At 41.3% G+C, this 12,139-nt stretch carries 13 protein-coding genes and 1 pseudogene; 6 read left to right on the forward strand and 8 right to left on the reverse strand.

Annotated features, from left to right (window positions below; genetic code table 11):
* Window positions 1-628 (forward strand): hypothetical protein (locus ACKPEB_RS09335; RefSeq protein WP_408964603.1); only part of this gene is annotated, 628 nt, incomplete at its 5' end.
* A 353-nt stretch (window positions 629-981) separates the two neighbouring features.
* A complete protein-coding gene (locus tag ACKPEB_RS09340; RefSeq protein WP_408964604.1) occupies window positions 982-2,034 on the forward strand; it encodes a glycosyltransferase family 2 protein in 1,053 nt (350 codons plus the stop codon).
* A gap of 48 nt (window positions 2,035-2,082) precedes the next feature.
* Here ACKPEB_RS09340 and ACKPEB_RS09345 read toward each other — a convergent pair whose 3' ends face one another.
* From ACKPEB_RS09345 to ACKPEB_RS09375, 7 genes are all read right to left on the reverse strand, one after another.
* Window positions 2,083-2,487: a hypothetical protein gene (locus tag ACKPEB_RS09345; protein WP_408964605.1), complete on the reverse strand. Its 405-nt coding sequence runs from the start codon at window positions 2,485-2,487 to the stop codon at window positions 2,083-2,085.
* A 258-nt stretch (window positions 2,488-2,745) separates the two neighbouring features.
* Window positions 2,746-2,949 (reverse strand): hypothetical protein, encoded by a 204-nt coding sequence (locus ACKPEB_RS09350; protein ID WP_408964606.1) that lies wholly within the window; start codon window positions 2,947-2,949, stop codon window positions 2,746-2,748.
* A gap of 83 nt (window positions 2,950-3,032) precedes the next feature.
* Window positions 3,033-4,646 carry a 2-isopropylmalate synthase gene (locus tag ACKPEB_RS09355; RefSeq protein WP_408964607.1) on the reverse strand — a complete coding sequence of 538 codons (1,614 nt, stop codon included), beginning with the start codon at window positions 4,644-4,646 and terminating at the stop codon, window positions 3,033-3,035.
* Window positions 4,647-4,842: 196 nt separating this feature from the next.
* A complete protein-coding gene (locus ACKPEB_RS09360) occupies window positions 4,843-5,364 on the reverse strand; it encodes an NYN domain-containing protein (RefSeq protein WP_072720399.1) in 522 nt (173 codons plus the stop codon).
* A gap of 735 nt (window positions 5,365-6,099) precedes the next feature.
* The gene (locus ACKPEB_RS09365; RefSeq protein ID WP_408964608.1) at window positions 6,100-6,744 is read right to left on the reverse strand and encodes a response regulator transcription factor; all 645 of its coding nucleotides are present in this window, start codon (window positions 6,742-6,744) and stop codon (window positions 6,100-6,102) included.
* 152 nt (window positions 6,745-6,896) lie between these two features.
* A complete protein-coding gene (locus tag ACKPEB_RS09370) occupies window positions 6,897-7,232 on the reverse strand; it encodes an RRXRR domain-containing protein (protein WP_408964609.1) in 336 nt (111 codons plus the stop codon).
* 786 nt (window positions 7,233-8,018) lie between these two features.
* Entirely contained in the window at window positions 8,019-8,492 is a 474-nt protein-coding gene (locus ACKPEB_RS09375) for a (2Fe-2S) ferredoxin domain-containing protein (RefSeq protein ID WP_408964610.1), read from the reverse strand.
* A 319-nt stretch (window positions 8,493-8,811) separates the two neighbouring features.
* On the opposite strand from ACKPEB_RS09375, the gene groES reads away from it, so the two are divergent.
* From groES to ACKPEB_RS09395, 4 genes and pseudogenes are all read left to right on the forward strand, one after another.
* A complete protein-coding gene (gene groES, locus ACKPEB_RS09380) occupies window positions 8,812-9,123 on the forward strand; it encodes a co-chaperone GroES (RefSeq protein ID WP_408964612.1) in 312 nt (103 codons plus the stop codon).
* Window positions 9,124-9,241: 118 nt separating this feature from the next.
* Window positions 9,242-10,879: a chaperonin GroEL gene (gene groL / locus ACKPEB_RS09385; protein WP_408964613.1), complete on the forward strand. Its 1,638-nt coding sequence runs from the start codon at window positions 9,242-9,244 to the stop codon at window positions 10,877-10,879.
* 50 nt (window positions 10,880-10,929) lie between these two features.
* Window positions 10,930-11,073 (forward strand): annotated as a pseudogene (locus ACKPEB_RS09390) (Uma2 family endonuclease); the annotation flags it as partial.
* Between the two features lie 78 nt (window positions 11,074-11,151).
* The gene (locus ACKPEB_RS09395) at window positions 11,152-11,640 is read left to right on the forward strand and encodes a hypothetical protein (RefSeq protein WP_408964614.1); all 489 of its coding nucleotides are present in this window, start codon (window positions 11,152-11,154) and stop codon (window positions 11,638-11,640) included.
* A 306-nt stretch (window positions 11,641-11,946) separates the two neighbouring features.
* On the opposite strand, the gene ACKPEB_RS09400 is transcribed toward ACKPEB_RS09395, so the two are convergent.
* On the reverse strand, window positions 11,947-12,139 hold a 193-nt coding region (locus ACKPEB_RS09400), incomplete at its 5' end, for a hypothetical protein (RefSeq protein ID WP_408964615.1).

Consider the following 12,139-nt stretch of genomic DNA (forward strand, 5'->3'; position numbering starts at 1 on the left):
GACTCTTTTGCCTGCGGGTTTAATGTTGTTTTTATCTTATTATAAAAGTTCAATTTGGTTTCCCCGCTATCTGATGTTAATTGCACCTTATTTTCTCATTCTAATTTCTGCGGGGTTTGTTGTTATTTGGAACTGGAAGAAAGGGTTAGCTGTTGCGATTTCCCTTGCTTATCTGATCGGAATTACTGGTGGTCTTTTGGATTACTATACTCAACTTTATCGCAATGATTGGCAGGGAGCAGCCGAATATATTTACCAAAATCAACAGCCGACGGATTTAGTGGTTATGCACTCAACACCGGTTTTTTTTGAACTTTCTCTCCTTCGCTATTATCCAGAAAAAAACAAAGTTTATTTACTCAACCATCCGGGATCTGAGGAAAAATTAACTCCAGCTTATATTCAACAACAGTTAGAAAATGCATTACCTTTAAAGTCTAATCTTTGGTTGGTTTGCTGGCTATTCTGTAAACAAACCAAGGGGATCAATCGCGTGTTTAGCACCGTCGCGGGAGAGCCATTTAAAATTGAACAGCAAAAAACTTTTAGCAGTCTTGAATTTCAACCCATTCAAGTGTTTAAGGTAACTCCGGCTGTGTCTGCTCAAAAATTACCCAACCCTGAGTAAAATTTCCAACTCTCATGCCTTTACTGCCTTATATGATGTTGATCCCGATGAAGGTATTGAGTCGAGTAGCTTAATCTTCAAGAAACACTTGATATAATTCCTTGCCTCAGTTATTTTATTAGAGTCAGAAATCATCATCAGACTAACCCAAGGACATCCTAGCTACTGTATTCCGATACTACAATTAATCTTTCCCACAGGATCTCAATTTTGGAGGAAGGGTAGAGTTCTGAGTGATTCTAATTTTGCTTTTTGAGTGATTTATCCCAAGCAAGACAATGATCAATCGATCTCTATTACTTTCTACCTATTTCCCAATAAACTATCTTTTTTTAACAATTTAGAGGATTAAAATGGATATTTCACAAGCTCCCATTTTAAAAACGCCTGAACCTCAAAAACACTATGGGAATTTAGTTTTTGGTTCCCGAACGTTTGATGTCTCTATCGTGGTTCCGATCTATAATGAAGTCGAAAGCTTACCCCGATTAATTGATGCCATTGATAGCAATATGACGGTTTTAGGTCTAAGCTATGAATTGGTTTGTGTGGATGATGGCTCAAGCGATGGTTCTACTGAATTGCTCAAGGAGGAAGCCACAAAAAATCCCCATCTTAAAGCGATTATTCTCCGACGTAATTATGGTCAAACCGCCGCGATGGCAGCAGGGTTTAAGTATTCTCAGGGTCAGGTTATTATTACCCTAGATGGAGATTTGCAAAATGACCCACAAGATATTCCCCTGCTGCTTACAGAATTGGGTAAGGGGTATGATGTGGTTAGTGGTTGGCGAAAAAATCGACAAGATGCTAAGATCACCCGCTTACTGCCTTCCCGCATTGCTAATTGGCTGATTAGTAAAATGACTGGGGTACAATTGCATGACTATGGCTGTTCTCTCAAAGCCTATCGTGCTGAATTAGTAGCGGATATGAAACTCTATGGGGAGTTACACCGATTTTTACCCGCTTTAGCCTTTATTGAAGGAGCAAGAATTACCGAAATCCCGGTTAACCATCATGCTCGTCGTTTTGGGAGCAGTAAATATGGTTTAGATCGCACTTTCCGAGTGGTGATGGATTTATTAACCATTTCCTTTATTAAAAAATTCCTGACTCGACCCATGCACGTTTTTGGTTTGTTAGGAATGCTGTCCTTTGGGTTGGGAATTACGGTGGGTGCTTATTTAAGCTTTATCCGGCTTTTTCTAGGGGAAGCAATTGCTGATCGTCCGTTACTGATTTTTGCTGTATTAATGACCCTGACCGGAATTCAACTCTTTTGTTTTGGTTTATTAGCTGAACTCTCAATGCGAACTTATCACGAGTCTCAGGATCGGCCCATCTATCGAGTTCGTGAAGTGGTTGAATCACAGGATAACGGAAACCATCCAACCAACAGTTAAGGGTTGCACGTTTCCCTCTGGGTACTCAGGAAAATGCTTTTTGCCAGTCTAATCATCTAATGGGGAATATTCACCATTAACCGGGAAAATTTTACACATCATAGATTGAGGATGCAGCGTTTGGGACGAATGACAAAGGTGGGATGAATAAGGAGTTTCGACAGAGTTGTTTTGAGGTTGTATACACAAAGCAACCTGTCCAACTCCAATCATCAAGGTTTGCACTCGTTCAACGATCTGATCAATATCTGAGAGTAACGGTTCAGCTATATCCAGAGAAGGACTGACAATAAAAAAGGTTTTGACTCCGGTAGGACTGGGAGCAAAACCAAAACTGCATTCTGAGAGTTGAGATTGGATTGAGGAAGGTAGGGTATCACAGAAACGTTCAATCAATGCTTGGTACAAAGAATTATTGAGTGCACGATCATCAAATATCGGTTGAGATAACATGGTTAGTCCTTACTTTACCTGTTATATACTTTACTTTTTAGTGTAGCATTGATAAATTTCCAATCGGTTTAAATTTTTAATTGAATTGATAAGCAAACCCAGGGGTTATGTCAGAACTTGCTCACAGGGAATACCGAAGTTAAGCAGCATTACTGATCTGATTACAGGAACAACCCCGTTTCATTGCTATTTCTTTTGATTGAGAAGTGATTCAAAAATGCAATCAACAATGATTAAGAATTTCAGCACTTTTAATCATTACTGATTACTGTTTTCTATCCCTTGATTTGAATGTGATGTTAGAGCAGTCTGATAAATCCAGAAGCCCAACCCCGCTAATACCAAACTTAAACTCGCCATAATCACAATAAAAACTTTTTTCGTTTTCATCGTTGCAGCTTCATATTGTAACAGCATTTCCTGTTTAATTTGTTTCTCTTGTTCCGAAGGTTCTGGATTCATCTGAGTTAACGGTTAATCATTGGCTGTTGACAGTTAACAGCAAGGTGTCAACCGCCAACAGGTTTCAATTCAGGCAAAATTAATTATAAGCAAGATGCCTGTTCTACGGATTGAGGATTAATTCGGGGCTGCATAGACGCATACAAACGGTTGAGGGCGTTCAAATAAGCAGTTGCTGAAGCCACAATAATATCAGTATTCGCCGCATGACCGGAAAACACTCGACCTTCATGGCGTAAGCGAATGGTAACTTCACCAATGGCATCAATTCCCGCCGTGACTGACTGTACCGAGAACTCAATTAACTCATTAGAAACGTTCGTAACTCGGTTAATCGCCCGATACACCGCATCCACCGGGCCAGTGCCAATGGCGGCATCGGTTAATTCTTGACCGTCGGGGGTGCGAACCGTTACCGTTGCAGTCGGACGGGCTTGATTTCCACAGGACACCTGTACAAATTCCAAATGGAATAATTCAGGCGCCTGTTGAATTTCATCATTCACAATCGCTTCTAAATCCCAATCGGTGATTTCTTTTTTCTTATCCGCCAATTCTTTAAAGCGGACAAACGCTTTATTCACTTCATCTTCGCTTAACTCAAATCCCAACTCCCGCATCCGACTTTGGAACGCATGACGGCCAGAATGTTTCCCTAAAACAATTTGGTTGTCATTCAAGCCAATGGATTGAGCATCCATAATTTCATAGGTGCGTTTATGCTTTAAAATCCCATCTTGGTGAATTCCCGACTCATGGGCAAAAGCATTCGCCCCGACAATGGCTTTATTCGGTTGGACTAACATTCCCGTCAAGTTGGAAACCAAGCGAGAGGTTTTATAGATTTGGCGAGTGTCAATATTCGTTAAGGGGGTTTCCGACTCTGGGGGACGACCCAAGAAGGGATTAAAATATTGACGCCGAACGTGCAACCCCATCACCAATTCTTCTAACGCTGCGTTTCCGGCCCGTTCTCCAATACCATTAATGGTACATTCCAACTGACGCGCCCCATTTTTCACCGCTTCTAAGAAATTAGCAACGGCTAAACCCAAATCGTTATGACCATGAACGGAAATAATCGCTTGGTCGATATTCGGGACATTTTCTTTAATGCCTTTAATAATTGCCCCAAATTCGGCTGGAGTGGTATAACCGACGGTATCAGGAATATTAACCGTTGTGGCGCCAGCGGCGATCGCTCGTTCTAAGACTTGATAGAGAAATTCCGGGTCTGACCGTCCCGCATCTTCGGGAGAAAATTCAATATCATCCACAAAGGATTTGGCATAGGCGACCATTTCCGAGGTAATGTCCAACACCTCAGACCGGGTTTTTTTGAGTTTATATTCCAAATGAATATCCGAAGTGGCAATAAAGGTATGAATTCGCCGATGAACCGCCGGGGAAACGGCTTTCGCTGCGGCTTCAATATCGGCTTTCACGGCTCTGGCTAAACTACAAATCACCGGGCCATCTTCTGTTCCCACAGCTTCTGCAATGCGGGAAACCGCTTCAAAATCCCCCGGACTAGCGATGGCAAAGCCCGCCTCAATCACATCCACGCCTAAACGCGCCAATTGTCGAGCAATGACGAGTTTTTCATCGACATTGAGGGTGGCACCGGGACATTGTTCGCCATCCCGCAAAGTGGTATCAAAAATAATAATTCGGTCGGGGTTCGGTTGAAATTTCATGATTGAAAATCCTGATTGTTTGGGGTTAAAGGTTGACCGTTGTACCGAGCAGGTTTAACGGTTTAGAAGATTTCATCTTGGTTTAATTAATTGTCTATCGTGCTTCCCTGGGGGGAAGACAGCATATCAGTAGCGCGGATAGCGGAGGGAGGATGGATTTTCAGAATCATGGGTTTTACGCTTTTAAAAGCTAATTTTAATAATCTGTTTTTTCTATTTGGTCTCGAATATCGTTCAAATCGATATATCGATCCGTAGCATTACGGAGTTCTCGGGCAATCATTCCTTCCGTAGAAACAACGGTAATATGAGTATTTTTAGATCGTAACAGTTCAATTGCCCGTTCAAAGTCTCCATCTCCACTAAAGAGGACAACCCGATCATATTGGTCTACAGTATTAAACATATCAACAACAATTTCAATATCTAAATTAGCTTTTTGGGAATAGCGACCGGAACTATCATCATAATATTCTTTTAAAATTTTAGTGCGCACCGTATAACCTAGACTGATTAACGCATCTCGGAAGCCTCGTTGATCTTGGGGGTCTTTGAGTCCTGTATACCAAAAAGCATTGACTAAGGTAATCTCCGCTTGTTCTGTTTTGAAATAGGTCAAAACCCTTCGGGGATCAAAAAACCAACCATTTTTTTGTTGAGCATAGAACATATTGTTACCGTCCACAAAAATAGAAAGACGGTTTTTTACGTTAGGCATAGAAACTTAAGACCTAATATTTGTAGTAAAGAATTTAATCTAAATATTCTATCTTACCATCTTTAATCAAAGAAACTCTCTGGACGGATAACTGCTGTTGTCTGTTCATGAATCTTTCATTAGATAGATGTTAAGATATAATTTGATCCTACCGCATAGATGCAGTATAAAGTGACCGTTAACAGCAGAAAGATAAGCCTCTATTAACTAATTGGGTATTAATAGGATTAGCTCCTAATTATTTAACTATTTGAGCCATTTTTTCATACTCAAAGTCATAGATTTAGAGAAAACTTCCCTTGATTTCTGGTGTTAATCATGAAGCTGAGATTAATCATCCTCTTGACCCATCACTCAGAAACCCAAAAACAATGGGAACGTTTATTGGCTAGTCTTTCGGAATCTTCAGTGTTACAGAAAACTGTTCACCCTGAATGGAACTAAGGTTTAACCCTGTTTCTTTAGTGTTAATCCTGCATCTAGGAGGATGGCAACAGTTAAGAATTGGGTTTTTTACTGATCTACAATATAGAAATGCTCTATAACCTTTCTAGTATAGCGGGTAAAGGAACAGTCCCTCTAATTTGAGTTGCTCCTCATTAAATTAATCCCGTGCTAGGATGAGTTCTAACTGCCTCATGGTTCTGCTAGATGCTTTTTTTGGGTTTCAGGTCGAAGGGGGATTCAAGCTTTGTTCTCTTCTGTTGGAAGCCTTGTCATCTGAATTTTCAGGGTTTAGACCTTTTTAGTTTCTAGTGCCCAGCGAGCCAGTTCGGTACGATTATGAAGGCCAGTTTTGCCTAACATATTGCTGACGTGACTTTCGATGGTGCGTTGACTGACTTTCATAATCCGAGCAATATCCCGATTCGCTAAACCTTGAGCCACTAATTGGACAACCCTTAATTCGGTTGGGGTAAGTTCTACATTTCGACGCACCCGCAGTTTAGGGCCATGATCAAGATTGGGATCTGGATGCTGATTTAAACGGGATGCTTGTCGCAGAGAAGATTCCACTTGAGCGACTAATTCTTCAGGTTCAAACGGTTTAACAATATAGACATCGGCTCCGGTATTTAAACCTTTAACTTTATCTTGGCTTTGACCCTTAGCCGATAAAAATAGCACAGGAATCGATCCAGTCCGGGGATCTTCCCTAATTTGCTTGACCAGAGTATAGCCATCCATTTCTGGCATCATAATATCGCAAATCATCAGATCAGGAAGTTCCTGTTCCAGAATTTCTAAGGCAACTCTACCATTCTCGGCGGTGATGACATCATATCCCCGAAATTCCAAATAATCCCTGACCAATAAAACCAGGTTGGGGTCATCATCCACTAGCATCAACCGTTTTTGCTCTCCGTTACTGTCCTTCATATTAAATAGGTTCCGATTACAGTCCTGTAACACCAAGGTCAATTTTTGAGATTGAAAAAACGAGCGGAATGAACTGCTTTTAATTCATCTTGGCACTCAAAAACCTTGACTGTTGTATATGCGATTAACCGCTCAACGAAACTTGCTCAAACCTACTCAAAGGCTGAAAGTCTAGTCATTCGTAGTGGTTCAACCACTTCAGGGTTCAACGGCTTACCCTTTATTCCTTGGTCTAAGACATCAGGAATTACTTTTTTAATGATGTTTAATGACCCATTGAAATCGGCATTTAATAATTGACCCTGCGCTGTTTTATACAATCCTCTTGCTATTTTTGATTCGGGTTTTGGCTCCTTTAAGATAATAGTAAACAGATAACGGCGATCAACAGCAGCTTGACCTTGACTCAATAACAATCGAGCTTGGGCTGGATGTACTGGGTTTTGATATTGTTTATTGGTGTCAATAACAAAGACGTCATTAGACATGAAATCACTCCTATTTCTAGGGTAATGTTCGCTGAGTGCTTCGCACAGGCTACACGAACACCAATGTTTTCTGAAGTTGTTAGGTTAACAACACTGTCTTCCCCCTTGTCCAACTGTTTAATTGTTAACAATAAAGCTACAAACTAGCGTCGTATTTGTAGGTATTCTGATTCAGAAAACTTAGTCAGTTAAGACTTAGGCTGGTCAACTCACTAAAGTTAGAGGCATGAAGCCCCGTCTCTTTAGAGCAGGGTGCTGACTTTTGTGGGTAAGGCTTTGTACTCCACATTTTGTGAGAGCAGGTGGTCAAGTGGGTTAAAGTTTAATTTCTGGTGGTGTTGAAAAAAGTGTTGACAATAATGATAATTAGCTAGGTTAAACAATTTTTTTGACACAAAAGCCCTGTGATCAATTTCTGACCAAAGAGGATGGTTTTTTGTGATGAAATGACGTTCAACTAGCTTCATGTTATGATTATACTGTGAACAGAGCTTTCTGGAAAATACCCTAGCCCAAATTACTCATGATTGACATTTAGCTATCAAAATGAATAAGATTGAGCAGAATTAGTTAGATTTTTGGAAACTGTATTTACCCCTGAGATTAGGAAGACATTTCCTTGAAGTCAGTTGTCTCCTGATTTAGCTGCTGATCAAACAGCTTTATGGAAATATAGATAGATAGGAAAGTTGACGACATTTTAGTAAGAAATTATTCAATATCTATTATAGCTGAAAGGCACTCTCCCTAAGTTACAAATGCTTAAGTATCATCAAGATTGGTAGGTTAAACCGATTTAGAATCTTTAACCTCCTCTTGGACAACCGAAAAGTCATGGGTTAGAGGATGGGTGAGAAATACATATTCTTCCACCACTTGCGAACCCAAAATATGTTCTTGAAGAATTCGTTCAATCACACTTGGGGTTGCAGAATGATACCAAACTCCATCAGGATAAACCACTAAAATAGGGCCATGAGTACAAACCCGCAGACAATTGGCTTTGGTTCTAAAGGTACAACCCGGTTGTATTTCCGTCGGCTGATCCAGTTTTAACTCAGTTAATCGTTTTTTCAAATAGTTCCACGCTTCTAAACTTTCTTGCTTAGAACAACACAACGGTTTAGTTTGATCCGCACAAATCAAAATATGGCGCTGAATTTTATCTAATCCTAAAGTGTGGACAGCCTTAGCTAGATGTTCAACCCCAAAACTCGACTCAGAAGCAGTATTGCTCGCCGACTCAGATACAGATGACATACACTTACGCAAATTTACTGAAAAAGCTTAAAGCTCTATCGTAGCAGGTGTTGACAGTGATCAGTTATCAGTCGTTAGATGTACCTGAAGCCTACCCCATCACTCCTCCCCGCTCCCCTTCTCCGCCAACTCCCCCTGCTCCCCCCGCCCCCCTGCTCCCCCAACTCTGTTCGGAAACCCGTACAAATTAGGCTGTTGCAATGGGGAGGGTGTTTTCGCTAAATTAGCACTCAGGAGTTGAGAGTGCTAATTAAAATTCCTCAAAGGAAGTGGCAACCCTCTCCCCTAAGAATAATTGCTGTGAAGTGGAGGCTAATGAATGGCTGCTGTATCTTTAAGCGTATCAACCGTTAAACCTTTAGGTGAGCGCGTTTTCGTTAAAGTGAGTGCATCTGAAGAAAAAACCGCAGGCGGAATTTTACTTCCTGACACCGCCAAAGAAAAACCCCAAGTAGGCGAAGTCGTGGCAGTTGGCCCTGGCAAACGCAATGACGATGGTTCTCGCTCCGAATTAGAAGTCAAAGTCGGTGACAAAGTGCTCTACTCCAAATATGCAGGCACTGATATCAAACTCGGTGGCGATGAATTCGTTTTGTTAGCTGAAAAAGACATCTTAGCAATCGTCAGCTAATTAACGATTTCAACCCTTTAGATCGTACACCACAGCGTTGTCATCCGATCAATAGGGTTTTCAACCCATCTCGTAAAATTCGTTTGTACTGTCAACCTCAACTCAAAACATAATCCCTATGGCTAAACGTATCATTTACAACGAAAACGCTCGTCGTGCATTAGAACGCGGTATGGACATCCTGGCGGAGTCCGTTGCTGTGACTCTTGGCCCCAAAGGTCGTAACGTTGTATTAGAAAAAAAATTTGGTGCGCCTCAAATCGTGAATGATGGCGTCACCATTGCTAAAGAAATTGAACTAGAAGATAACATTGAGAATACTGGCGTTGCCTTGATTCGTCAAGCCGCTTCCAAAACCAACGATGCTGCTGGGGATGGAACCACCACTGCAACGGTTCTGGCTCATGCGATGGTTAAAGAAGGTCTGCGCAACGTGGCTGCTGGCGCCAACCCCATCGAACTCAAACGCGGGATTGACAAAGCAACAAATTTCTTAGTCGATAAAATTGCCGAACACGCTCGCCAAGTGGAAGATTCCAAAGCGATCGCTCAAGTCGGTTCCATCTCTGCCGGAAACGATGAAGAAGTCGGTAAAATGATTGCTTCAGCGATGGATAAAGTCGGTAAAGAAGGGGTGATTTCCTTAGAAGAAGGAAAATCCATGACTACCGAGTTAGAAATAACCGAAGGGATGCGCTTTGATAAAGGCTATATTTCCCCCTACTTTGCCACCGATACCGAACGGATGGAAGCGGTTCTGGAAGAACCCTATCTGTTAATTACTGATAAAAAAATCACCTTAGTTCAAGACTTAGTACCCGTTCTGGAGCAAGTGGCTCGTTCTGGCCGTCCTTTGGTGATTATCGCTGAAGATATTGAAAAAGAAGCCTTAGCGACTCTGGTTGTCAACCGTCTGCGCGGTGTTCTGAATGTTGCTGCGGTTAAAGCCCCTGGGTTTGGCGATCGCCGCAAAGCCATGTTAGAAGACATCGCCGTGTTAACAGGTGGTCAACTGATTACCGAAGATGCGGGTCTGAAACTGGAAAACGCCAAGCTGGATATGCTGGGTAAAGCTCGTCGCGTCACTCTGACCAAAGATAATACCACTATCGTTGCAGAAGGCAATGAATCCTCTGTTAAAGCCCGTTGTGAGCAAATTCGCCGTCAAATGGAAGAAACCGAATCTTCCTACGACCGTGAAAAACTCCAAGAACGCTTGGCTAAATTAGCGGGTGGTGTTGCGGTGATCAAAGTCGGTGCGGCTACCGAAACCGAAATGAAAGACCGCAAACTGCGTCTGGAAGATGCCATTAACGCCACGAAAGCAGCAGTTGAAGAAGGAATCGTCCCCGGTGGTGGTACAACTTTGGCTCACTTAGCTCCTCAGTTAGAAGAGTGGGCAAATGCCAACCTCACCCACGAAGCTTTAACCGGAGCGTTGATCGTGTCCCGTGCGTTGTCTGCTCCTCTGAAACGGATCGCTGAAAACGCTGGCGTTAACGGTGCGGTTGTGGCTGAACGAGTCAAAGAAAAAGACTTCAACGTCGGTTACAATGCCTCTTCTAACGAATTCGTGGATATGTTTGAAGCGGGTATTGTTGACCCGGCGAAAGTCACCCGTTCGGCTCTGCAAAACGCCGCTTCGATCGCTGGAATGGTGTTAACAACTGAGTGTATTGTTGTTGACAAACCCGAACCCAAAGATAACGCGGCTGCTGGTGCTGGTGCTGGTATGGGTGGCGATTTCGATTACTAATTCCTTAATGAATTGATAATCTGAGAGGGGGTGGCTAATGCCACTCCTTATTAGGATGGTTAATTGATCCGAAACATAAAGGAGTTGAAATTTATCGCCCTCAACAAGAAGTCGAAATATTAGAAAACCCCACAACCTTATCAGGAGAAGATATTTTACCCGGATTCTTATTAGATTTAACCTTAATTTGGTAAACCTGTAGTAAGCCCTTCAGGGCTTTATCCCTTAAAATAAGAGGTGTAAAAATTTATAGGATGTCTCAGGTCAAAATTTTGGAAAAAAACGCTGATCAAATTACCTTTAAAGTTGGTGAACAATTTAACCCTTCGGTTGTTTTCATAGTTATGGTAACTGTATTGGTTTTAGGAGGGTTAATGTTGTTAGTCCCGATCTGGATTTCTGATATTGTTGATGGCAATTCATCTTCTCTCTTTACCCTGGTGTTATTCGTCGGTTGTTTTGCTTCTATATTTTTTATAATTTTTTGTAAATTCTACTGTTCATTATGTACTTTCAATTTCAAAACTCATCAAATTGAAGTGCTTCAAGAAAGTCGAATTAGGAAACAAAAAATTACAGAAAGTATTGATAATTTCTTGAGCTTCAAGGTTAAAAATTTATCGGATGAATATGGCCGATCATTGTTAGTCTATCTCGCACTTGTCTCTAAAAAAAATATCTATTTAGGGAGTATTCAAGGACAAAGAGAAGACTATCAAATGTTGGATGAAATTGAACAATGGATTGAAACAAATAAGTAAGTAATATATAGCCAGTCTAAATCCGTTGTAAAAATTGTCTGAGATTACATTAATATGTAGGGGAAAGTCCAGGGCATAGATGTTAATTTAAGCTGAAAACTCCTGCTTTTAGCCTAATATTAGATACCCCTAAATCCCCCTTAAAAAGGGGGACTTTGAAGTTCTTAAAAATGGAGTTGCGGGTTATCTAATATGAAATTTTTAAATGTTTGCTACAGATCTCCCCCCTTAAAAAGGGGAGTTGGGGGGATCATCTTTAGCGTTCATAATGGGATTTCATATAATGCGAAAGAAAAAGTTAATAGACTAATCGCCACTAGAACAGCTATCTCCAGAATCTCCAGAATCTCCCCAAGAACAACTATTATCAGAGTCAGAGGAATAACTACTATCATAGGAGTCACCATAGCTATAATAGTCATCGCTACTATAATAACTACTCCTTCTTCTAGGTCGTGGAATACATTTTTTTGTTAATTCTTGCACGATCTGACCAGCG

The organism is Planktothrix sp. (genome assembly GCF_046067725.1).
Taxonomy (GTDB): Bacteria; Cyanobacteriota; Cyanobacteriia; order Cyanobacteriales; family Microcoleaceae; genus Planktothrix.

Coding starts and splice junctions, on each gene's coding strand:
- ACKPEB_RS09340 (WP_408964604.1), top strand. CDS start 982: ATGGATATTTCACAAGCTCCCATTTTAAAAACGCCTGAACCTCAAAAA.
- ACKPEB_RS09355 (WP_408964607.1), bottom strand. CDS start 4,646: ATGAAATTTCAACCGAACCCCGACCGAATTATTATTTTTGATACCACT.
- groL (WP_408964613.1), top strand. CDS start 9,242: ATGGCTAAACGTATCATTTACAACGAAAACGCTCGTCGTGCATTAGAA.
- ACKPEB_RS09365 (WP_408964608.1), bottom strand. CDS start 6,744: ATGAAGGACAGTAACGGAGAGCAAAAACGGTTGATGCTAGTGGATGAT.
- ACKPEB_RS09370 (WP_408964609.1), bottom strand. CDS start 7,232: ATGTCTAATGACGTCTTTGTTATTGACACCAATAAACAATATCAAAAC.
- ACKPEB_RS09375 (WP_408964610.1), bottom strand. CDS start 8,492: ATGTCATCTGTATCTGAGTCGGCGAGCAATACTGCTTCTGAGTCGAGT.
- groES (WP_408964612.1), top strand. CDS start 8,812: ATGGCTGCTGTATCTTTAAGCGTATCAACCGTTAAACCTTTAGGTGAG.
- ACKPEB_RS09350 (WP_408964606.1), bottom strand. CDS start 2,949: ATGAATCCAGAACCTTCGGAACAAGAGAAACAAATTAAACAGGAAATG.
- ACKPEB_RS09360 (WP_072720399.1), bottom strand. CDS start 5,364: ATGCCTAACGTAAAAAACCGTCTTTCTATTTTTGTGGACGGTAACAAT.
- ACKPEB_RS09345 (WP_408964605.1), bottom strand. CDS start 2,487: ATGTTATCTCAACCGATATTTGATGATCGTGCACTCAATAATTCTTTG.